Below are 21929 nucleotides of genomic sequence, written 5' to 3'. Positions count from 1 at the left end.
AAACTGTAGGAGCGTTAGCGACCGCCTTTATGTTTGGATTTCTACCGCGAGCAGCGGAATTAAATCAGGAAATCCAAACATAACAGCGGCCGGAAGTCCAATATTCACCGGAGTGACGTCTGAGCTTAAGCGTTTTAGAGAGCAGCTTATATCACCCCCCCACACAGAAAGGAACAATAACAAATGCCAAACATTCTATCCAACGGAATACTGACAGTTGAAATTGCTGATACAGGTGCCTATAGCGGCACACGGTTTGACTGGACCGGGTTTATTACAGGCGTGACCCTGGAGCAGGGAGGCCATACCTTCTGTGTACCGGAAAGCCGGGTACCGGGGCAAGGAACCGGCGGAATAGGACTTTGCAATGAGTTCGGCATTTCCCGGGCAATCGGATATGATGAGGCCGCACCAGGCGAATGGTTCCCGAAGCCGGGGGTCGGACTGCTGCAAAAGCAGAAGGATGAGCCATATCTTTTCCACGGGGAGTATCCGCTGATTCCGTTCACCATTCACGAAGAGCGGAGCGGGCATTCAGTCACTTACACGGTTGAGCCGCTGGAATGCAGGGGTTACAGCATGCGGCTGATCAAGACTATAACGCTGAACGGGAACTGTCTGGATATTTCCTACCTTATTGAGAATACCGGGAATGAGCCGCTGCAGATTGAGGAATACATCCATAATTTTGTCGGAATTAATGGAGCTTCTGTTGGCGGTGATTATGAGCTGAAGCTGCCCGGAGCACTGCAGGTGGTGAATCCGGAATCCGGGTATACGAAGAATCTGCTCCTAGTTAAGGAGGGGGCGCTTACATGGAGCAATAAACCGGACCGCCAGTTCTATTGCAGGCTTGCAGGCTGGGAAGAGGCTGATGCGGATTATTACTGGGAGCTGGTCCATAAACCAAGCGGAGCCGGAATAAGAGAGAGCGGAGATTTTGCGGCGGAGCGGATAGCGCTTTGGGGAGACACGCATGTAATTTCTCCCGAGGTTTTTGCGGACATCACCATTTTACCGCGTCACAGCAAGGGTTGGCGGCGCAGCTACACATTTTTCGCCTGATAAAGACTCCTGAGCTTACCTCTTATGTGAATAATTATACTTGCTGGTGTTTAACGTTATCTGCTATCATAGCGATATCCATATTCATAGGAGAGAAAGGGTGGGAGTATTTTGAGCAAGAGAGCATACAATTTTAATGCCGGTCCGGCAGCATTGCCGCTTACCGTATTGGAACGCGCACAAGCGGAGTTTGTAGAATTCCGGGAAAGCGGAATGTCTATCATGGAGATGTCGCACCGCGGAGCCATATACGAATCTGTGCATAACGAAGCTCAGGAACGCCTGCTTTCGCTCCTCGGCAATCCCCAGGGCTATAAGGTATTGTTCATTCAGGGCGGTGCGAGCACACAGTTCGCCATGGTTCCGATGAACCTGATCTCTGCCGGCCAGGTGGGCAGCTATGTAATGACAGGAAGCTGGGCTGATAAAGCGCTCAAGGAAGCCAAGCTGACAGGCGGCGGCCATGTTGCCGCATCGTCAGAGGATAAGAAGTTCCTGGCTATTCCTGAACTTAGCAGCATCCAGGCAGCAGACAATGCTGCTTACCTGCATATCACCTCGAACGAAACGATTGAAGGTACACAATATGCGGAGTATCCGGATGCCGGAGCGATTCCGCTGATTGCAGATATGTCCAGTGACATTCTGAGCCGTTCCTTCGACGTTAATAAGTTTGGTCTGATTTATGCCGGTGCCCAGAAGAATCTCGGTCCTTCCGGTGTTACTGTTGTGATTGCCAAGGAAGAGCTGATTTCCAGTTCCCCGGCGAATATTCCGACGATTCTGCGGTATGATACCCATTACAAGAATAATTCGCTCTACAATACGCCGCCATCCTTCTCTGTATATATGGTGAATGAAGTGTTAAAATGGATTGAGGAGCAAGGCGGACTTGCCGGCACCGAAGCCAAGAACCGTGATAAAGCGGGTCTCCTCTACGATTATATTGACAACAGTGACGGCTTCTACCGCGGAGTTGCGGAAGAGGGCAGCCGTTCCATAATGAATGTAACGTTCCGGATGCAATCGGAGGAGCTGGAGAAGCAGTTCATCAAAGCTTCCGAAGCGGAAGGTTTCGTCGGCCTGAAGGGCCACCGCAGCGTGGGCGGGCTCCGTGCCTCGATTTACAACGCGGTTACGCACGAGAGCGTTAAGGCACTCGCTGACTTCATGAAGCATTTCCAGCAAACCCAAGGTTAATGAATGAACGTTCCTGACCTTCCGCCTGGTGGCGGAGGGTCTTCTTCATGTCCGCGCGCAGGATATAAGCTCCGCCTGACAAGGAACAGCACCGTAATTTCATTACAGGGCCAATATTTTGACCCTTCAGAGAGGAAGCAACAGTATTATGGCATTGCATATTGTACTGGTGGAGCCGGAAATTCCGGCAAATACCGGCAACATCGCCCGCACCTGTGCGGCAACAGGAACCCATCTTCATCTCGTCCGTCCCCTCGGCTTCCGTACAGATGATGCTACATTGAAGCGTGCAGGACTTGACTACTGGCATGCCGTTACCATTGAGTATCATGATTCCTTCGGGGAAGTACTGGAGAAATATAAGGAAGGACGGTTTTTCTACGCGACTACCAAGGCGGATAAACGGTATAGTGATTTCGCGTTCCAGGATGGTGACTTCTTTGTATTCGGCAAAGAAACCAAAGGCCTGCCGGCAGAAATTCTGGAAGCCGGTAAGGAAACAGTGATGCGTATGCCGATGAGCAGTGCAGTGAGGTCGCTGAATTTGTCCAATTCGGCAGCGATTATCGTCTATGAAGCACTCCGCCAGCTGGATTTTCCACAACTTTTCTAAAAGTAGACATCAATTTTTATTTTTTTCAGCAGGATTCGACATTTTAGTAACGAAATATGTAAGAAGCACCGAAATAAGTAGTATAGAGTATGAACTTAAGAAGGGATTATCCGAAGTCTGTTCTTAAGTCCATCCTTATACAGCTACTAATCATCAGTTGAACAGGAGAGTGTAAGTAAGATATGAAACCTGCTGGCGTTGTACGTAAAGTAGATCAGCTGGGTAGAATTGTTCTGCCTAAGTCCCTGCGTAAAAGATACCAAATGAACGAGGGAGACCCTGTAGAAATTCTGGTTCAGGGCGACCACATTATTCTGGAGCGCTACCGTCCGAAATGTGTATTCTGCGGATCGATGGAAGGCGTAAGCGAATATAAAGACCGTTATATTTGTGCAGACTGCCTTTCAGAAATGACACAGTTGCCAAGACACGCTTAAGGGTAATACGCATTAATGATTACATAGCAAAAATGCCAGCCGGTATCTCTTCTTGCGAAGCATACTGGCTGGCATTGCTTTTTTTAAGCCCTGCTCTGTAAAGGCGGTTTAGGTTGTTTATAACATTTACGGGAGGTTAGATATGCAAATAGGAGATGTAATCGTATTTGACAAATATGAATGGCGAGTGCTTGAAATAAAAAACAGTACAGCTTTGATTATCACCGAATATATTATAGATCAGCGCGCTTACCATAATCGATCTGGTGATGTGACCTGGGCCGGCTGTGAACTGAGAGAATACCTGAACGGTGCATTCTATGATACGTTCAGTGAAGCGAACCGGTCAAGAATTATACCGGTTACGAACAAAAATCCTGACAATCAGTGGTATGAAGCAAATGGCGGAGCAGATACACTGGATTACATATATCTTTTGAGCATTGAAGAAACCGTGTGCCATTACTTCGGCGACAGCAGCAAGAACCTTGAGAACCGCAGCGCCAAGCAACGGTACTGGTTTCAAAGAAAAGATGAAAACAACAATAAGCGATGGTCCTCAATGGGTGGATATATATGGTGGTGGTGGCTCCGGTCGCCCGGGCGTGACAATAGGAGAGCCGTGTATATCCACGGTGACGGCAATATAGGCATTCAGGGAAACGGAACCTTCAGGTACAGCAGCAACACGCTTCACCCTTCAACAGGTAATAATAGCGGCGGCATTCGTCCTGCGCTGTGGCTGAAGATATAACATCATTTGCTTTGCTAAGCGAGTCAAGGTTACGCCTTGCCCCACTCAACACAAAAGACGGACTATCAGCTTTATGCCGATGTCCGTCTTTTGCTGTCACAAGTCGTTTGCCGACTGCTCAACAAATGCCCGTAGATACTTCTTGAGCAGGTGTCAGAGTCCTTTGGTCTTATCGTCGTTATAGGAAGAAGTCAGGATGCCGGCCAGGAACAGCAGAAAAACAAGGGTCACGATCCAAAAAGTCAAGGAGAACGACATGCTGGGCACCTCCATTATCGACTGTATGCGTTATCCTGATTATACCTGCTTTTTACGCAAAAATAAACTTGATTGTGACTTTTGATGTTGACTAACTTTGTGGTTGTCACTTGAAGAACAGAAAGTTCGTCGGGACCCGCCGCAGATTACCGTCAGAAGGCTTGTTAATAACCTTTCCCCTGAAGATCAGGGATGAAGAGCCGCCTCCATCCAGATTGTAAGCATCGATAACCCCGAGATTGTACAGCTTATCCTGAAGCTCCTGCAGTGTAGCACCGGAATTGCCGTTCTCGTTGTAGCCGTCTGCGACCAGAATCAGCAGCTGATCATCCTTATAGTTGCCGATTACGGTGCGCGGTGCACGCTTCGGAGCAAGCTGCCATTTCTGCGGAATCACTGTTTTGCTGCGGTTCTTCAGCAAAACAGGCACAAAGGTGGCGCCAAAGACGGGTTCAAGCTGATCAAGCTGCGCTTTACTGGTGAACTTGCCTCCAATTAGCTGGCCGGATTTGTTCAAGCCGACAAAGCTGAGATCCTTGTAGCTGGGTTCAAAGCCGTACAGGTACTGGCCGCCAACTACGGTTGTCGACAAAGGATAGCGTTTGCCGTTCTGATCGGCGAAGCCGCCGGCATTAATGCCGGCGGAGGCTCCAAAGCGGTTCACCGCCTGCATGGTTGTCTCGGAGGCGCCGCTGCCGTCACCAGCCAGGCTCATCTTCATAGCTGCAGGATCTTTCAGCCTGATCTTCAGGGCGTATGCTTTATAGTTGCCGGGGTTCAGCCGGTAGAGTTCAATAGTAATCCGGTCACTGCTGATGACATCCGCGGGGATGCCGAGCCGGGAGGTGATCCGGTTATTGTATATCCGTTCCGGACGGGCAGTCTGGGCAGACGCCGTACTGACCAGAGCATTCATGGCATTCGTGGTCTGCTTGTACAGCAGCGCACTGGCGCTGATGGAGTCTATGGTGAAGGCTGCGGATTCCTTGGCTACAGCCAGGTCCTGCTTCAGCCGGGCTGTTTCCTCCACCGGACCGGGAATAGCCGTGAACTGCCCGGCATCCAGCTTCAATTGAAGCGGCGGCTGGTACAACCACAGGCAGAGCAGCATTCCAAGCAGCGGTGCGGTCAGCAGCATGAAGAAACGGTTCACTCTTTTGACAGGCGTCATCATTTCAGCAGATCCATCTCTTTCTTCAGGGCATCCAGCTGCTTCTTGACCTCGCTTAGCTGGGTGTACAGCTTATTGCTATTATCCGTCTTGCTGCTGGCATTATCTTTAGTGAAGGTGAGCAGCTCATTAAAGGTCTGTACCGTGCTCTGCAGCTCCTTCACCTGATCAGACAGGGCGGCGATCTTGGCTTCGTAATCGGTTTTCAAAACGGTAAGCTGCTGCTGGCTTTGCGATCCCAGCTCGCTGAGTACCTGATCTTTCAGATGATTGGTATAGCTGTACACGGCATAAACGCCGGCTGCGATCATCACAATCCAGAACAATAAAAACCATTTTACGGAAGTTCCGCTTCTCTCAGCGCTTTTGCGCGAGTGTACCCGGGTCGATTCCGCTAGCGGTTGCATTTCATCACCTCAAGCCATTTTTTTTCAAGTTCCCATTCTATCAGACTTTTACTATTTTCGCAAAAGTGAAAAGACCTATGAAAATAAGAAAAAGTAATTGCATCCGCATAAACTACTGCGATACAATTTCTATAGATTGGAATATCTGAGAGGCGTATTCAAGGTAAAAGTAGGAAGAACGGACAAGACATCATAGATCCTTGCTTGCGTGTTGACAGGAAAAGCTTATAGCAATTTCCATTCTGGTAAATTATATAGATAGCAGGAGGTCTAAGCAGTAATGGTGAAGGTCTGGCGGGTGGTCATTGTGGGCTGTCATCCCACAAGTATGCTGGGAACGAAATTGATACTGGAGGAAGGGGGGGAGCTGCAGGTAGAAGGTATGTATTCCACTTGGGGCGAATGCGTCTCCATAGTGCGTGAGACCCGGCCGAATCTGGTGCTTAGTGATTATCAGATGCCGGAAGGAACAGTCGAGCAGGTGCTGCCGGAGATGAAAAAAAGCTCACAGAGCTCCCACTTTATTATCATGACAGAGGAGAACGACAAAGAATTATTTCAGCCTTTAATCGAGCTGGGGGCGAGCGGGGTACTGTCCAAGGGGGCAAGCCCGGACCAGCTGATTCAGATGATTGGCGGGATACGCGAAGGATTTCTCTCTATTCCGCTGGAATGGATCGAGCGGGGCTTCCGTCCGGTAACCTCATCCAGAGGGCTGGATGGCATGATGCAGCTGACACAGACAGAGATGTTCATCATGGAACGGATCGTGCAAGGAATTACATACGACAAAATCGCGCAGGAAATCGAGGTCAGCCGCCGTTCCATAGATAATTACCTGCGCAAGATTTATGTTAAGCTGGAGGTATCAACGCGGGCGCAGGCTATTGAGAAATTTGCGCTCTTTTCACGGCAGAATAAACAGCTGTACGCATAATCCCTATACTGCGACATAATGGTGTCCCGGGCGGAATATTCTTAAAATATAAGTAATTATACGATTGGACTAGGGTAAAGGGGGAAGCGTATGAAGTATGAGTTTTCTTCGCGCGCACATACGTTATTATCTTCACCGATGTTGAGTATCCGCAAGGAGACACGCCGGGGCACGCTGATCTCGCTGGCGGAAGAGCTTCCTGCGGAGGAACTGTTTCCGCTCCCTTTACTTGCTGAAGCGGCATCTACTGTTATCTCTGCAGATGCAGGTGCGCTGCAATATGGGGAACCTGAGGGCTATGGTCCGCTGCGTGAATGGCTGACCGGGGATTGGCTCGGGGGCAAAGGGGTAGCGGTAGCAGAAGGCGGGGTACTTCTGACAACGGGAAGCCAACAGGCAATTGATCTGTTTGCCAGAGTGTACATTGATCCCGGTGACCGTGTGCTGGTAGAGAATCCTACCTCTCCCGGAATTCTGCAGGCGCTGCGGATGCAAGGGGCAGTAATAATTCCGGTCCAAGGGGATCAGGATGGTCTGCTGCCGGAGCATCTGCGCAGCGGAATCCGCCAGCACCGGCCGAAAATGCTCTTCGCCACCCCAAGCTTCACCAATCCGAGCGGCGTATTATGGAGCCTGGAACGGCGTAAGGAGATTCTGGAGCTGTGTATTTCACATAATGTACTTATTGTAGAAGATGATTCCTACGGAGATCTCCATTTCCGGCGGGATGCCGGGAATCCCGCCCTGAAATATCCTTCGCTCTATGCGCTGGAGAATGTCAGCGAAGGAGGGCATGTGCTGTATGTCGGCTCCTTCAGCAAAACGGTTGTGCCGGCGCTTCGGACGGGCTGGGCTGCAGGGAGCCGGGAGCTGATCGGTATGATGGCTGCCGCCAAGCAGATGGCTGACTGGCAGTCCAGCTCGCTGAACCAGCGGCTGCTGCATCATCTGCTGAGCAGCTCAGCTTTTGATCTGCGTGAGCATATTGCAATGCTGAACCGCGAGTATAACACGCGGCTGAAGCTGATGGCTGAGCTGCTGAAGCGCCCCGCCTGGAAGAGCAGTGTCTATGATATGCCGGCCGGCGGCATGTTTCTCTGGGTCTCGCTGCCCGAAGGCCTGGATGCCATGGCCCTGCTGCGTGCCGCACTCCCTAAAGGCGTGGCCTTCCTGCCAGGCCCGGCCTGCAGTGTGAGCGGAGGCACGGGCCGCATCCGCCTCAACTTCAGCCACCCCGGCCGGGATGAGCTGCTGCTTGGCATGAATCTGCTGAGTGAAGCGGTGACGGAGTTTACGGCACGGAGCTGAAGATCAGCGGGATATACAGGCAATTTTAGATTTGAATTTTGCTGCAGGCTGTGGTAGGCTGAAGTCAATTGAATCTTCCATAAACACATCGTTTACTGGATTGTTACTGGCCGGGCCAGGCAAAACCTAAACTGATGGTGACTGATTTGATCCTCTAACCGGATCAATGACTTTGCCAGAGGTTTAGGTTTTTCTGTTTTTTCTGGCCATACTGAACAAAACATTAGGAAAAGGGGTAACGACAATGGCAACTGTACGAAACGGATTTCCTGATAACTTCCTGTGGGGCGGCGCAACCGCTGCCAATCAGCTGGAAGGGGCTTTTGATAAAGGCGGTAAAGGGTTGTCCACTGCGGATATGATCGCCTTCGTGCCTAAAGAGAAGCGCAAGGGAGACCATTCCATGGAGATCTCTACGGAGCGGATCGCCCAGATTCTGGCCGGAGAGACGGACGACTGGTTCCCGAAACGGGAAGGCGTGGATTTCTATCACCGTTATAAGGAAGACATCGCCTTGTTCGCTGAGATGGGCTTCAAGGTATTCCGGATGTCGATTAACTGGGCGCGGATCTTCCCGAATGGTGATGATGCGCTGCCGAATGAGCAGGGGCTGCAGTTCTATGATGATGTTTTTGATGAATTGCTGAAATACGGCATTGAGCCGCTTGTCACTCTGTCGCATTATGAAACACCGCTTGGACTTACTCAGAAATATAACGGCTGGGCCAGCCGTGAAGTGGTCCAGTTCTATGTGAGGTATGCAGAGACTGTATTCACCCGCTACAGAAGCAAAGTGAAATATTGGCTGACGTTCAATGAAATTAATGTGATGCTGTTCAGTCCGTACACTGGCGGCGGTATTCTTACAGACCGTGTGGACAACAAGCTGCAGACGGTATTCCAAGGGCTGCACCATCAGTTTGTGGCAAGCTCCCTGGCCACCAAGCTGGGCCATGAGATCATTCCCGGTGCGCAGATCGGCTGTATGCTGGCAAGAATGGAGAGCTACGCGCATACCTGTAATCCGGCAGACGTACGTAAGCGGCAGCAGGAAGACCAGATGAATCTGTTCTTCACCGATGTACATGCACGCGGCGAATATCCGCGGTATATGGACCGGTATTTTGCTGAGAATAATATTGAGCTTGTCTTCGAGCCCGGCGATAAGGAGCTTCTGGCAGCCCATACAGTGGACTTCATCTCGTTCAGCTACTACATGACGCTTACGGTATCGGCAGGTCCGGAGGGCGAAGCAACAGAAGGGAATCTGCTTGGCGGTATCAAGAATCCGTATCTGAAGGCCTCCGACTGGGGCTGGCAGATTGATCCGGTGGGTCTGCGCATTACCTTGAACAATTTGTATGACCGTTATCAGAAGCCGCTGTTTATTGTAGAAAACGGACTTGGCGCTTTTGACAAGGTGGAAGAAGACGGGTCTGTTCATGACCATTACCGGATCGACTACCTGCGCGAACACATCAAGGAGATGAAGGAAGCGGTTAAAGACGGCGTTGAGCTGATGGGCTATACGGCCTGGGGACCGATCGATCTGGTCAGCATGTCCACTTCGGAAATGTCTAAGCGTTACGGCTTCATTTATGTCGACCTCGATGATGAAGGCAGAGGTACGCTGAACCGCAGTAAAAAGGATTCCTTCGAATGGTACAAAGGAGTCATTAGCTCAAACGGCGAAGTTCTGTAATCCGTATCCAGGAAATTCCGGTACTTGAATAGAAAAAATTAGCTGACCGGGGAAGATATGCTCAGTAACGGGGTAAGCTAAAGTTGTACCCGCAGCTGCATATTAAACGTTTTCATAAAAATGTTGTCATTTTTCCGGTGATATGCTAAGATGCTGCTACAGGTAAAATTACTGGATTGTTACTGTTCATTCAGGCAAAACCAGAAACGGGTATATTCAAAGTCCGTTTTGGTTTTGCCTTTTTTAACCTTTAGGACGTATATTCGAGGGTCTCCGCAAAGTACCTGAGTTACATCCATGTTAAATCCCCGCTTCTGTGGGGTGATTTTACTACTCCGACGGTGTAAGGTGATGGAATGAAAATTGAAAAGGTGCTCAACAATAATGTTGTAACCGTGATTGATGCGAGCGGGAAGGAACTTGTCGTTATGGGCAGGGGCATTGCCTTCAAGAAGCAGACCGGTGATCCTATTGATGAGGACAAGATTGAGAAAGTTTTCTCGCTGGACAATAGAGAAGTATCGCAAAAGCTAATGTCGCTGCTCTCTGAAATTCCGCTGGAATATGTGGAATGTACCGATGAAGTGATCCGTTATGCCGAGACGGTGCTGGGAGAGAAGCTGCATGACAGCATCTATATCTCACTGACGGACCACATCCATTTCGCCATTGACCGCCACCGTCAGGGGCTTCAAATCAAGAATGCGCTTTTGTGGGAAATTAAGCGGATGTACCGTAAGGAGTTCTCCATCGGCCTTAAGGCGCTGCAGATTATCGAGGAACGGCTTGGTGTACTGCTGCCGGAGGACGAGTGCGCTTTCATTGCCATGCATCTGGTCAATGCACAGATGAATGGGGAAATGCGTGAGACGGTAAGCATCACGAACATTGTGAAGGATATTCTGAACATTGTCCGGCGGAGCTTCCTGATTGAGCTTGATGAGGAATCGCTCGGGTATTACCGCTTTCTGACCCATCTGAAGTTTTTCGCACAGCGGGTCGTTCAGGGCAAAGCTGCTGAGGACCGGGATAAGGATCATGCACTCCATGATCTGGTGATGCAGCAATACCCGGCGGCGCATGCCTGTGCGATGAAGATTTCGGACTATACACGCAAGATTTACAAGCGGGTCTTGTCCAAGGAAGAAATTTTGTATCTGACCATTCACATTGAACGGATTAACCGCGGTGAGAATGATGGAACTGAATAACGGGAAGCAGGATTGCTACTCCAAGGAGGCAAAACCTAAACCCGGACATGGATGAGCGCTAGAAGCATCATGTCCCGGTGTTTAGGTTTTTATTTTGCGAAAAAACACACAATAAGCACAAAACAAACTAAAGGAGTCAGGCCACATGAATAAAAATGAGCTGTCCAAAGAAATACTGAGACTTGTCGGGGGAGAAGAGAATATTGATCAGGTAACCCACTGTATGACCCGGCTGCGCTTCAACCTGAATGACAATAACCGTGCGGATAAAGCGGCACTGCAGAAGACAGACGGCGTTATGGGCGTCATGATTAACGGGGGACAATTCCAGGTGATCATCGGTAACGATGTGCCGGTGGTCTACAATGAACTGGTAGGCAATATGTCCAGCTCACCGGACAAGAAAGCTTCTGGTGATAAGGTAGAGAAGAAAAAGCAAAACGCGCTGAGCAAGCTGTTCGACTTCATCTCAGGGATCTTTACCCCGATTCTGCCGGCCATTACCGGTGCGGGGATGATCAAGGGGATTGTGGCCCTGCTGGTAGCGGCAGGCTGGATGGGAACGGACAATTCCACTTACATTATTCTTTCGGCCATCGGGGACGGGGCGTTCTACTTCCTGCCGATTGTTCTGGCGGTCAGTGCTGCCCGCAAGCTGGGAAGCAATATGTATATCGCGGCTGCGATAGGGGCGGCGATTCTGCATCCAACCATTACAACGCTGCTCGGATCAGGGGAACCGGTGACCTTTGCTTCACTGCCGGTGGTTGCGGCAACCTATTCCTCTTCCGTTATCCCGATTGTTATTGCCGTCTGGCTGGCTTCTTATGTAGAGAAGGCTGTAGATAAAATCACTCATGCTTCCCTGAAGCTCATTATTGTTCCAACGGTAACCCTGTTAGTTATTGTGCCGCTTACGCTGATTGCAGTGGGTCCGCTCGGCGTAATTATCGGTGACGGCCTCACTGGCGGGATCAGCTGGCTGTTCGAGAATACGGGTCTGTTCGCAGGATTGCTGCTGGGCGGAACCATGTCACTCCTGATTATCACCGGTATGCACTATGCATTGATTCCAATTATGATTGCTTCGATTGCCCAGCTTGGTTATGACTATATGATTCCTGTAATGATGGTGGCGAACTTTGCCCAGGCCGGCAGTGCGCTTGGCGTATCGCTCCGGACTAAGAACAGCAAGCTTAAATCTCTGTCCATGTCTACAAGTATCACGGCTTTCATGGGGATTACAGAGCCGGCAATGTATGGTGTGAATATGCGTCTGAAAAAACCGTTTATTGCTGCCCTCATCGGTGGTGCTGCGGGTGGTGCGGTTCTCAGCTTGTTCAAAGTTAAAGCATATGTCATTGGCGGACTTGCCGGACTATCCGGGATTCCAATGGTGCTGGGTGAGACTTTTGTATATTCGGTTATCGGTTTTGCCGTAGGTACCGCAGTAGCGGCAATTGTTACTTATGTGCTCGGATTTGAAGATGAAGCGGAAGCTACAGCAGCACCTGCAGCAGCATCCGCAGCAAGTACGCCTGTGGCTGTTGTAGAAGAAGTAAAACAGGTAATGGTGAATGAACAGGTCTTCAGCCCGATTACAGGTGAAGTGAAACCGCTGAGCGAAGTGAATGATCCGGCATTCTCCGAAGAAATCATGGGTAAAGGCTTTGCCATTCAGCCATCTGAAGGCCGCGTAGTCTCCCCGGTTAACGGAACGGTCTTCTCGTTGTCGAAGAGCGGTCATGCGATTGGCCTTGTAAGTGATAATGGTGCCGAAATGCTGATCCACATCGGTATTGACACAGTGAAGCTTAAGGGACTGCATTTCTCGCCGAAAGTGACTGCCGGAACCAAGGTGTCCGTAGGTGATCTGCTGATGGAGTTCGATCTCGCCGAGATCGAGAAGGCAGGCTACAGCACAATCACGCCGGTCATTATTACAAACATTGGCGAATATGATTCGATCCAGTCCGCCGGCCGTTCTTCCATTAAGGAGAAGGAACTGCTGTACACGGTGCTTGCTTAAGGCTACAGGCGGCATATGATTTAATACGATTACGGGTTGAACTTGAACCCGGGTGTCAAAAAGGAGCTGGCCCCGCGCAGAGTGTTTGCGCGGGCCGGCTCCTTTTGCGGGTTGAGCGGGTACAAGTGTAAGAGCGGGCGAGAGAGCAGGTTTCTGGATGAATGCCGGCCGTTTGGTGCCATGCTTATGATTTAGATGGAAAAAGAGCATTTAATTATGCTGAAACAAATGACTGAGGAGTTTTAGTTGGAAAAAGTACATCTATTGGAGAAGTATTTGGCATATTGCTGAAAAACTCTGGAATTAGATGTCATTTATCCACTTAAATCCTGCTGGACAGTTAGAATCGCGAATTTAAGTGTTGTTTTTCCATTTGTTTTTCTTGGAAGGCGGGACTTGGGCGAACGCTGGGCTGCCTGCAGCAGGCAGCCCAGCTACTGCTTGCCGGCGCTGATCTCAGCGATCGCAGCATATTCGATCAGCGCTGCGGTTCCGGCGGCCGTGAGACTGTAGCGGCCGCGGCCTACCCGGAAGAACCACGCATAGTAGTTCTTCTGCAGGATCGCGGCGGCACCCGGCACGCCGCTGCGTTTCCGCAGCGCGGCGGGGGTCACGCCGCGCGCTGTGCCCGCGGGGCGCGCTTCGCCGGCCCCGCCGCCAGCGGCATCCGTCAGCGCGTCCGCTGCTGACGGTGCCGCTTCAAGTGCCGCCGGGTCTGCGGCGTCACCCGGCCCGGGCGCGCCGCGCAGCCCGGCGCGCTTCGCCCCCGCGAGGCCGGCCGCCGCAGCGGCTTCGGCCTCCAGGGCCTGCAGCGCGAGTGCCACGCGCAGCGCCTTCTCGCGGTAGGCCGTCACGAGCTTGACGCGCGTGCTGCCGCCGGTGTTGTAGTCGCCGCTCCGCTCGCGGAACTCGTAGAGCAGGCGCTCGCGGCGGCGCACCGCGCTGCGGGCCTGCGGCGGCGCGTCGCCCGGCTCCGCGAGCACCTCGACGAGCGGGGCCTTCGTCTTGTAGAAGACGACGGTGATCAGCCCGAGGCCGAGCCGGCGGCACAGCCCGCTGAGCTCGCCCCAGCGCTGGTTCACCGCGCCTTTCTTGTCCCGTACACGCTCTACCGCAAGGTAGACGTTCGGGCTGAGGCGCAGCCGTTCAACACCCTGCAGCAGCAGGGCGAGGTTGAACGATTTTTTCATCTCCACGATCAGCGGCTGGGACTCGTCCTCCCGGATGCCCACGAGATCGCAGGTCCGCACCTCACCCTTGATGTCATACCCTTGCCGCTCAAAAAAACTCTTCAAAGGAGCATACAGCTCCGTCTCCTGCTTGATAGCCATTGTCTCACTCCTGCGTCCTGATAACAGCGTAATAAATTAACAGAAATCATGATTCTCTATTATAGCACAGCAAAAAAGAGGTCAACTATTCCGGGCTCGCCGCATAGGTATGTAATACACTTTCTAAGCTTGGTGGAGCAAGTAGGAGCGCAAGAGGAGGCAGCGAGCCATGGATATTTTTGAGCGTATAGCAACACATCGGGCTGAGAACGACCGTTTGGCGTGGAGCGGCACTTTCAAGGACTATATAGAACTGCTGAAACAAGACCCCTCTCCCGCAAAAACGGCTCATTCCCGCGTATACGACATGATCAAATCACACGGCGTCGAGGAAATCAACGGGCGGAAAAGGTATAAGTTTTTTGAACAGGAGATCTTTGGACTGGACCGTGCGGTGGAGAAGCTGGTGGAGGAATATTTCCATTCCGCAGCCCGGCGGCTGGATGTGCGCAAACGGATACTGCTGCTGATGGGACCTGTCAGTGGAGGCAAGTCAACGCTGGTTACACTGCTAAAACGCGGCCTGGAGCAATACTCACGCACCGATGCGGGGGCGGTATACGCCATTGAGGGCTGCCCGATGCATGAGGACCCGCTGCATTTGATTCCGCTGGAGCTGCGCCCGGAGATTGAACGCGAGCTCGGGGTGCGGATTGAAGGCAATCTCTGCCCGTCCTGCCAGATGCGGCTGAAAAATGACTACAAGGGTGACATTGAGGCGGTTGCGGTAGTCCGGGTGCTTTTGTCGGAGGGAGAACGGGTAGGGATCGGGACCTTCAGCCCGTCCGATCCGAAGTCCCAGGATATCGCCGACCTGACGGGCAGCATCGACTTCTCAACCATTACGGAATACGGCTCGGAATCCGATCCGCGCGCCTACCGCTTTGACGGGGAGCTGAACAAGGCCAACCGCGGCCTGATGGAATTCCAGGAAATGCTCAAATGCGATGAGAAGTTCCTGTGGAACCTGCTGTCCCTGACCCAGGAAGGCAATTTCAAGGCCGGGCGGTTTGCGTTAATTTCGGCTGATGAACTCATAGTGGCGCATACGAATGAAACGGAATATAAATCTTTTATCGCCAATAAAAAGAATGAAGCGCTCCAGTCCCGCATGATCGTCATGCCGGTTCCCTATAATCTGAGAGTATCGGAAGAGGAGAAAATCTACGCCAAGCTGATCGGCCAAAGCGACATGAAGCATGTGCATATTGCCCCGCATGCGCTGCGGGCGGCAGCGATCTTCTCCATTCTGACCCGGCTCAAGGAGAGCAAAAAGCAGGGCATGGACCTGATCAAGAAGCTGCGCATGTACGACGGTGAAGAGGTCGAGGGCTACAAGGAAGCCGATCTCAAGGAAATGCAGACCGAATACCTGGATGAGGGCATGTCCGGCATCGACCCGCGTTATGTCATCAACCGCATCTCGAGTGCTTTGATTAAGGGCGACCTGCAATGCATGAACGCTCTGGATGTGCTGCGGGCAATCAAGGACGGCCTCGATCAGCATCCTTCGATTACGAAGGAGGAGCGGGAGCGGTACCTGAACTTCATTTCCATTGCCCGCAAGGAATATGATATTCTCGCCAAAAGCGAAGTGCAGAAGGCATTTGTGTACTCTTTTGAAGAATCCGCCAAAACATTGTTCGAGAACTACCTCGACAACATCGAAGCCTTCTGCAACTGGTCCAAAATCCGTGACCCGCTCACCGATGAGGAGATGGAGCCGGATGAGCGGCTGATGCGCTCGATTGAAGAGCAGATCGGCATTTCCGAGAATGCCAAGAAGGCGTTCCGCGAGGAGATCCTGATCCGCATTTCCGCCTACTCCCGCAAGGGCAAGAAGTTCGAGTACAACAACCACGACCGGCTGCGCGAAGCCATCGAGAAGAAGCTGTTCGCCGACCTGAAGGATATTGTCAAAATCACCACCTCCTCCAAAACGCCGGATGAAAGCCAGCTCAAACGCATCAACGAGGTCAGCCGCCGCCTGATCGACGAGCATAACTACTGCCCGATCTGCGCCAACGAGCTGCTGAAATATGTGGGCAGCCTGCTGAACCGCTAAGTGTATGGCTGTCTGCAGGCCGGGGTAAAGTAACAATGCCAGTTTGGTAAAAAAGGGGAGCCGCTGCGGTTTGGCGGCTTTTTTTGCTGCGGCTGCAGCCGTGCCCCATCTCATACTTCTCTGTCCTTATAGCCGCGCCACGTGTGCAGCCTGTATTTCACGAACGCCGCCCCAATTACCACTCCTCCTTCTGTCGGAAATTGCACTTATTACAACAATCCAGCGCCAAAAATCGCTCAAATCAGCTATTGCTGTATTTTTTACAACAAATTAGTCTTGAGGCTGGTGTTATACGCGGGATTGCTGCATTTCGTACAACATTATGGAGATGAGCTGGATTCATACAATAAATTTCTGCACCAAGTACAACATTCCACCGCCCGCTCACGAATGCAGGCCCTTTGCGCCTAATTTCCAGCCAAACTTTCCATCCGTACTTCCAGCTACGGTCCCCCGGGAAAACCCAGCAAACCTGGAACAGTCCGGCCAGCGCCACGCTGCTATAATGGAATTACCTATGCACTGAAGAAAGGCAGGTGACGCACCTGAATTACAGCAGGGAAATGGAGCGGAGTATTGATTATATTGAGGAGCACCTGAAGGAGGAGCTGACGGCGGAGGGGATTGCGGCCCAGGCGGGGTATTCGCTGTACCATTTTTGCCGGATGTTCAGTCTGTGCAAGGAGATGCCTGTGATGGAATATGTACGCAGCCGGAGGCTGTCTCTGGCAGCAGTGGAGCTGTTCAGCGGCCGGCGGATTACAGATATTGCGCTGGAATATGGCTTCGAGACACCGGGCGGCTTCGCCAAAGCCTTCCGTCGAGCCTTCGGCTACAGCCCCTCGCAGTATGCGGCACGGATGAACGGGTATCTCCGGGACAGGGCCAGGTACGAAGTACGGGATTATATGATGGAGCCTGTAATTATAAACAAACCGGAGTTTAAGGTAGCAGGCTATGGCATAGAAACGGATGTGGACGGCGGGAATTACACACAGGATGTCGCTTCGTTCTGGCACTATTACGATGGGGATAATCTGGAGGATAAAATGTATGCTCTGCTGAATCCGCCGAGGCACGGGGAAGTAGGGCTGTGTGTGCCGGCAGAGGGCGGCGGCAATGCCGTTTATCTGCTGGGCGTTATTGTGGAGGATTTCAGCCTGGTTAGCTCAGACATGCTTACGGCTGTAGTACCTGCTGCGCAGTACGCAGTCTTCACTACTCCGCCGGTGGATGCTACGGATGAGTCCGATCCCGATGTGTTTGCCAGGGTGGTGAAGAGCACATGGAGGTATATCTTTGAGGACTGGTTTCCGGAAAGCGGATATGAGCATGATGAAGCCGGGCTGAATTTCGAATTCTATGACGAGCGCTGTCATGCGCGGGTGGATACGGTGATGGAGATTTATGTGCCGGTGCGGGAGCGGTGGGGACAGTAAGAGTTGAGCCGTGGGGCGCGGGTTGCGGCGGAATAGGCGCCGGGAAGGAGAGCAGCTGCGGGGCTGCCAGGCTCTCGCTCGGCTTGTGCATGAAAAAGAGGTTTCAATTGTACTTTGTGCAATTGAAACCTCTTTTTTGGTGGCTAAATCGCCATCTGTTGTATTTCGTGCAATTGATTTACGCGGAAAGGGTGATAATCAGCCTATAAGCATAATTCTAGTGTACAAATTGCAATAGACTCTGTTTATCGGTCCTTTTTACAGGATTCTACTGCACAAAATGCAATCACTTCTGTTCCAGCATCCTCTTAAAGAAACTTCCGCTGCACCTTTTTGCCGTCATAGGTAAAAAGGGCTTTTTTCTCTTCCACCACTGTCTGCAGATGCACGGTGCGGCCCCAGAGCGCATAGATATGCGGGAGCGTACGCTCCAGGTACTTGAGATCCAGCTCGATGCTCTCGTAGCGGTGGGTGATCAGCAGCTCGCCGCTCCGCTCATAATCGGCATCCTGGATGACGAGATACGGGGAGCCGCCGTTAACACGGGCCAGCACGAGCTGGTCACGGACATTTTCCCAGGCCTTGTCGGTAATCTTCCATTCCGGGCCTTTTTTCTCGAACACATAGAGGTCAAGGTCATTCACTAGCTGCTTCGATAGATAACTGCGGATGAAGGAGATGTCGGAATCGAGCTCGCGGACCTCGAACATTTTATCACGGTCCCAGCGTCGTTCAATATCTTCGAAGATCTTCAGCCCCAGATAGTAGGGATTCAGGCTCTGACGGGAGGGCTGCACCACCGCTGAATTAAGCTTCGCGTATTCCACCGTCTCTTCGGAGGTCAGGTCCAGCTCGCGCATAATCCGCTGATGCCAGTAGGAGGCCCAGCCTTCGTTCATAATCTTCGTCTCCATCTGCGGCCAGAAATAGAGCATCTCGTCACGCAGCATGGTCATAATATCGCGCTGCCAGTCCTCGAGGGCTGTGGAATACTGCTGGATGAACCAGACGATATCTTTTTCCGGCTCCGGGGGGAAGGCGCATTTGCCGGCAGCTTCCGGCTGCGGAAGGTCTGCTTTGCTTATATCCAGATCCCATAGCTCGCTGTAGGCGTTCGCGGGACCGGGTGCGCCGGGAGGAGAGTTCTTGCGCTCTTTCATTTTGGCTTCGAGCAGATGGGTTTTGCCCAGCTTGCGCGGCTGAATCAGGCTGGGATCGATATGCTCCTGGATCGCCAGTACAGAATCAATGAAGCTCTCGACCACATCTATCCCATAGGTAACCGAATAACCGGCGATCCGGTCGGCCGTAGCGGACATGCTCTCGACCATATCCCGGTTGGACACCGAGAAGCGCATATTGTTCTTGAAGAAATCGCAGTGCGCCAGCACGTGGGCGACAATCAGCTTGTTCTGCACCAGGGAATTGCCGTCGAGCAGGAAGGCGTAGCAGGGATTGGAGTTAATGACGAGCTCATAAATTTTGCTCAGGCCGAAGTCGTATTGGGATTTCATTTTATTGAAGGTCTTTCCGAAGCTCCAATGCCCGAAGCGGGTCGGCATCCCGTAGGCACCGAAGGTATAGATAATATCCGCAGGGCATATCTCATAACGCATCGGATAAAAATCCAGGCCAAAGCCGGTCGCAATCTCCGTAATCTCGGCAATCGCCCGTTCCAGCGCTTTTATCTCATCACCGGGCATGTATCCATCTCTCCTTCCAGCTTGTGAACCGTTCTTCTTATGTATATGGGCGGAGGGGAGGGAGTATGATGGCGGGATGGCTGAGCTCTATGTATAGATTTGCAAGGCGGAATCGCTGCCGTATCCTTATTTAGTATTGGATATAATTAAGATCCTCACCTTGAATCGTCACCGTACTCCCATCCATGTAATCAACAGTCACTTGGGTGAGTTTGACGTGGGTAATCGTATTGTTGTACCATGCATTCTCCCAATAGTTACTGCCGTCGCTGCCTGAACCTTGTTCAAAGGGGCCGGTTTCTCTCCCAGTAAATGTAGTTGTACCGCCAATTTCACTTCCGACAATATCTTCCACAGCATTATAAGGTTCCACCGAGAAATAGACATACTTAGCTACCTTTGTAGAATTATTCTGCCATTTGATATGCAGATCGACGCCACCTGCGGAATTAGGTTCACTCGACCACGATTCCGACACACGCAGAATGCTACGGGCTTTGCTTTTTGCAGATTGACTAGCTTCGGCGAGTTTTTTTTCTTCAGCTGCTTTTTGTATTGCTGCTTCAGCTGCTTTTAGGCTATTGATTTCCTGAACTAACTTTTGCGCCTCGTTATCTTCAGGAACGCCACTGAATTTTTCGTGCAAAGTTGCTGCTAAAGTTAAGGTTTGATCATAATTTTTGGCTTCAAATTGCTTTCGGATTTCGATTATCGCACTTACTGGGCCATTTTTTAAATCACTGAGCTCTTTCTCAAGCTGCTCTGCTTTGCTTTCCGAAGCGGTTAGGCTCCCTTCCAAAGCAGTTATTTTTTCATTCGCTGTTTTTAGCTCTGAAGTTGTCTGTTCTAGTTGAGTAGAGACTTTTTGCAACTCGGCATCCGAGTTGGAACAACCTGAAAGTGTGAGGATCAGGACAAGAAGAAGGAAAGAGAACGTACTGGAGAACAACTTGAACTTGAACAATTACATCATCCTTTACATTAGAATAATCATAGTATACAAGGGATTCTATGATTATTCTTTTAAAATAATTATAATATGGAACAATAAGGGGAATGTGCGGTGTTTGTATAGGTCAGTTAAAGGATGGCCTCTAAGGAATTCTGTATAGCGTTGTACTATGCTGAGTTGTATGCCCGGTTAACTGACCACAGCCTCCAGAATAATGTTAGACTATTAATGCTTAACATTCAGGAGCGGGAGATACGGAGGACAACATGAACCAAATCATACAAAGCATAGCCGGCCGGATCAGCAGCAGGTCCGGGCGGATGATCATCGGAATATCGGGGCATGGGGCAGCCGGGAAGACAACATTTGCACATGAGCTGATTAAGCTGCTGGGGCGCGAGAATGTAAATTACCTGAATACGGACCCGTACATTATCGGTTCGGATCTGCGGAAGTACACAACGATCAGTTATGAACATGAAGGGGAGCAGTATCAGGGGAAAATGACGGCCTGCCATCCGGCGGCTCATCACCGTGCGGCGCTGGAGCGGGATGTGCAGATGCTGCGGGCGGGGCTGGAGCTATATACCATGGGCACGCATTATCAGCAGAGTGAACTCATGTCTCCGCGTAATACCATCAATATTATTGAAGGCATGAGCGTCGCTTTTATAGACCCCGGCTTATATGATCTTACTATTTACATGTACACAGACGGAGGAACGGAGCTGGCGAGAAGGGGGATCCGGGATGTTGCCGAGAGAGGTACCGAGCTGGAATATCTGCTGAAGTCCCATCAGCAGCGCAGAAGCCAGTATGAGTTGTTCATGCATCCGCTGCATGCGGGCTTTGATCTCGTAATCAGGAGCACCAATGATGGCTGTATTGTGGAAAAAGACGCAGCAAAGGGGCTGCCGCAAAAGTAGATATGTTCACCAGCGAGTCAGGGGCCTGATCTTCTCAATAGTTCTGCCATTACAAAAGCAGCGATTCTCCCGTTATTGGAGAATCGCTGCTTTATGATTAGCGTATCCGCCTCACACTCACTACGATATCGGAGCTCTGTCAAAAGTAGCCACTCACGCAGTATTGTTCATATTGTTTGCTTACGCTACGGACAGGTGGGACGTTAAGTTGTAAAGAAGCACCTGAGTGCCTGGTCTTACGGACATCAGCGCCGTTATTTCACCAGCAAGGTGAAGGAATCACGTGAAAAGTGGCGAATAAGGGCTGTCATGTCCGCAAATCGGCTAAATAGGCCGAAAATGAGTTGATAAGGGCCCTGATGTCCGTAGTACCCGAAGTGTCCGCCAGATGGTGCTCGTATTCGGCTCGGGTATATGGAGG

Annotated in this window: 18 protein-coding genes; 13 read left to right on the top strand and 5 right to left on the bottom strand. The window is 51.3% G+C overall.

The genetic code is table 11. From position 1 onward, the window contains the following. Positions 1-183: 183 nt before the first annotated feature. The 5 genes from LOS79_RS15110 to LOS79_RS15090 all read left to right on the top strand — a co-directional run bounded on the left by LOS79_RS15110 (position 184) and on the right by LOS79_RS15090 (position 4069). Positions 184-1065, top strand: a complete 882-nt coding sequence (locus LOS79_RS15110; protein WP_315421227.1) for a hypothetical protein — start codon at positions 184-186, stop codon at positions 1063-1065. Positions 1066-1173: 108 nt separating this feature from the next. After that, a complete protein-coding gene (serC, locus tag LOS79_RS15105; protein ID WP_315422245.1) occupies positions 1174-2265 on the top strand; it encodes a 3-phosphoserine/phosphohydroxythreonine transaminase in 1092 nt (363 codons plus the stop codon). 148 nt (positions 2266-2413) lie between these two features. After that, positions 2414-2878 carry a tRNA (uridine(34)/cytosine(34)/5-carboxymethylaminomethyluridine(34)-2'-O)-methyltransferase TrmL gene (trmL, locus tag LOS79_RS15100; protein ID WP_315421225.1) on the top strand — a complete coding sequence of 155 codons (465 nt, stop codon included), beginning with the start codon at positions 2414-2416 and terminating at the stop codon, positions 2876-2878. A 182-nt stretch (positions 2879-3060) separates the two neighbouring features. Continuing rightward, complete coding sequence (locus LOS79_RS15095) at positions 3061-3315, top strand: AbrB/MazE/SpoVT family DNA-binding domain-containing protein (RefSeq protein ID WP_315421223.1); 255 nt, start codon at positions 3061-3063, stop codon at positions 3313-3315. A gap of 142 nt (positions 3316-3457) precedes the next feature. Continuing rightward, positions 3458-4069, top strand: a complete 612-nt coding sequence (locus LOS79_RS15090; RefSeq protein WP_315421221.1) for a DUF6273 domain-containing protein — start codon at positions 3458-3460, stop codon at positions 4067-4069. A gap of 364 nt (positions 4070-4433) precedes the next feature. On the opposite strand, the gene LOS79_RS15085 is transcribed toward LOS79_RS15090, so the two are convergent. After that, positions 4434-5501, bottom strand: coding sequence for a phosphodiester glycosidase family protein (locus tag LOS79_RS15085; protein ID WP_315421218.1), 1068 nt, complete (start codon positions 5499-5501; stop codon positions 4434-4436). After that, the gene (locus LOS79_RS15080) at positions 5498-5905 is read right to left on the bottom strand and encodes a hypothetical protein (RefSeq protein WP_315421215.1); all 408 of its coding nucleotides are present in this window, start codon (positions 5903-5905) and stop codon (positions 5498-5500) included. The genes LOS79_RS15085 and LOS79_RS15080 overlap by 4 nt, the downstream gene beginning before the upstream one ends. A 280-nt stretch (positions 5906-6185) precedes the next feature. Between LOS79_RS15080 and LOS79_RS15075 the strand changes: the two genes are divergently transcribed. The 5 genes from LOS79_RS15075 (at position 6186) to LOS79_RS15055 (ending at position 13092) form a co-directional block, all read left to right on the top strand. Continuing rightward, the gene (locus LOS79_RS15075; protein ID WP_315421212.1) at positions 6186-6842 is read left to right on the top strand and encodes a DNA-binding response regulator; all 657 of its coding nucleotides are present in this window, start codon (positions 6186-6188) and stop codon (positions 6840-6842) included. A 90-nt stretch (positions 6843-6932) separates the two neighbouring features. Then, entirely contained in the window at positions 6933-8150 is a 1218-nt protein-coding gene (locus tag LOS79_RS15070) for an aminotransferase-like domain-containing protein (protein ID WP_315421209.1), read from the top strand. Between the two features lie 244 nt (positions 8151-8394). Next, the gene (locus LOS79_RS15065; RefSeq protein WP_315421206.1) at positions 8395-9852 is read left to right on the top strand and encodes a glycoside hydrolase family 1 protein; all 1458 of its coding nucleotides are present in this window, start codon (positions 8395-8397) and stop codon (positions 9850-9852) included. Positions 9853-10208: 356 nt separating this feature from the next. Next, entirely contained in the window at positions 10209-11063 is an 855-nt protein-coding gene (gene licT / locus LOS79_RS15060; protein ID WP_315421203.1) for a BglG family transcription antiterminator LicT, read from the top strand. A gap of 145 nt (positions 11064-11208) precedes the next feature. After that, entirely contained in the window at positions 11209-13092 is a 1884-nt protein-coding gene (locus tag LOS79_RS15055) for a beta-glucoside-specific PTS transporter subunit IIABC (RefSeq protein WP_315421200.1), read from the top strand. Between the two features lie 434 nt (positions 13093-13526). On the opposite strand, the gene LOS79_RS15050 is transcribed toward LOS79_RS15055, so the two are convergent. Beyond that, entirely contained in the window at positions 13527-14423 is an 897-nt protein-coding gene (locus tag LOS79_RS15050; RefSeq protein ID WP_315421198.1) for a DUF2161 family putative PD-(D/E)XK-type phosphodiesterase, read from the bottom strand. A 169-nt stretch (positions 14424-14592) separates the two neighbouring features. Here LOS79_RS15050 and LOS79_RS15045 point away from each other — a divergent pair, with 169 nt between their 5' ends. Continuing rightward, positions 14593-16488, top strand: a complete 1896-nt coding sequence (locus tag LOS79_RS15045) for a PrkA family serine protein kinase (RefSeq protein ID WP_315421196.1) — start codon at positions 14593-14595, stop codon at positions 16486-16488. 563 nt (positions 16489-17051) lie between these two features. Continuing rightward, positions 17052-17927, top strand: a complete 876-nt coding sequence (locus LOS79_RS15040) for an AraC family transcriptional regulator (protein WP_315421193.1) — start codon at positions 17052-17054, stop codon at positions 17925-17927. Positions 17928-18235: 308 nt separating this feature from the next. On the opposite strand, the gene LOS79_RS15035 is transcribed toward LOS79_RS15040, so the two are convergent. Both LOS79_RS15035 and LOS79_RS15030 read right to left on the bottom strand, forming a co-directional pair. Further along, a complete protein-coding gene (locus LOS79_RS15035; protein WP_315421190.1) occupies positions 18236-19630 on the bottom strand; it encodes a SpoVR family protein in 1395 nt (464 codons plus the stop codon). 130 nt (positions 19631-19760) lie between these two features. Continuing rightward, the gene (locus tag LOS79_RS15030) at positions 19761-20579 is read right to left on the bottom strand and encodes a hypothetical protein (RefSeq protein ID WP_315421188.1); all 819 of its coding nucleotides are present in this window, start codon (positions 20577-20579) and stop codon (positions 19761-19763) included. Between the two features lie 269 nt (positions 20580-20848). Between LOS79_RS15030 and LOS79_RS15025 the strand changes: the two genes are divergently transcribed. Further along, on the top strand, positions 20849-21508 hold the full coding sequence (locus LOS79_RS15025) for a uridine kinase family protein (protein WP_315421186.1): 660 nt from the start codon (positions 20849-20851) through the stop codon (positions 21506-21508). The last annotated feature ends 421 nt before the right edge of the window (positions 21509-21929 follow it).

The sequence above is a fragment of the Paenibacillus sp. MMS20-IR301 genome, assembly GCF_032302195.1.
In the GTDB taxonomy this organism is placed as follows: Bacteria; Bacillota; Bacilli; order Paenibacillales; family Paenibacillaceae; genus Paenibacillus_AQ.
The sequence above is the reverse complement of the archived record's forward strand: the minus strand, read 5'-3'. Positions and strand labels throughout refer to the sequence as shown.

What these genes read in the sequence shown, in the direction of transcription:
- LOS79_RS15055 (WP_315421200.1), top strand. Translation starts at nt 11,209, where the DNA reads ATGAATAAAAATGAGCTGTCCAAAGAAATACTGAGACTTGTCGGGGGA.
- LOS79_RS15040 (WP_315421193.1), top strand. Translation starts at nt 17,052, where the DNA reads ATGGAGCGGAGTATTGATTATATTGAGGAGCACCTGAAGGAGGAGCTG.
- LOS79_RS15095 (WP_315421223.1), top strand. Translation starts at nt 3,061, where the DNA reads ATGAAACCTGCTGGCGTTGTACGTAAAGTAGATCAGCTGGGTAGAATT.
- LOS79_RS15035 (WP_315421190.1), bottom strand. Translation starts at nt 19,630, where the DNA reads ATGCCCGGTGATGAGATAAAAGCGCTGGAACGGGCGATTGCCGAGATT.
- LOS79_RS15085 (WP_315421218.1), bottom strand. Translation starts at nt 5,501, where the DNA reads ATGATGACGCCTGTCAAAAGAGTGAACCGTTTCTTCATGCTGCTGACC.
- LOS79_RS15065 (WP_315421206.1), top strand. Translation starts at nt 8,395, where the DNA reads ATGGCAACTGTACGAAACGGATTTCCTGATAACTTCCTGTGGGGCGGC.
- LOS79_RS15025 (WP_315421186.1), top strand. Translation starts at nt 20,849, where the DNA reads ATGAACCAAATCATACAAAGCATAGCCGGCCGGATCAGCAGCAGGTCC.
- licT (WP_315421203.1), top strand. Translation starts at nt 10,209, where the DNA reads ATGAAAATTGAAAAGGTGCTCAACAATAATGTTGTAACCGTGATTGAT.
- LOS79_RS15070 (WP_315421209.1), top strand. Translation starts at nt 6,933, where the DNA reads ATGAAGTATGAGTTTTCTTCGCGCGCACATACGTTATTATCTTCACCG.
- LOS79_RS15090 (WP_315421221.1), top strand. Translation starts at nt 3,458, where the DNA reads ATGCAAATAGGAGATGTAATCGTATTTGACAAATATGAATGGCGAGTG.
- LOS79_RS15110 (WP_315421227.1), top strand. Translation starts at nt 184, where the DNA reads ATGCCAAACATTCTATCCAACGGAATACTGACAGTTGAAATTGCTGAT.
- LOS79_RS15075 (WP_315421212.1), top strand. Translation starts at nt 6,186, where the DNA reads ATGGTGAAGGTCTGGCGGGTGGTCATTGTGGGCTGTCATCCCACAAGT.
- trmL (WP_315421225.1), top strand. Translation starts at nt 2,414, where the DNA reads ATGGCATTGCATATTGTACTGGTGGAGCCGGAAATTCCGGCAAATACC.
- LOS79_RS15045 (WP_315421196.1), top strand. Translation starts at nt 14,593, where the DNA reads ATGGATATTTTTGAGCGTATAGCAACACATCGGGCTGAGAACGACCGT.
- LOS79_RS15050 (WP_315421198.1), bottom strand. Translation starts at nt 14,423, where the DNA reads ATGGCTATCAAGCAGGAGACGGAGCTGTATGCTCCTTTGAAGAGTTTT.
- LOS79_RS15080 (WP_315421215.1), bottom strand. Translation starts at nt 5,905, where the DNA reads ATGCAACCGCTAGCGGAATCGACCCGGGTACACTCGCGCAAAAGCGCT.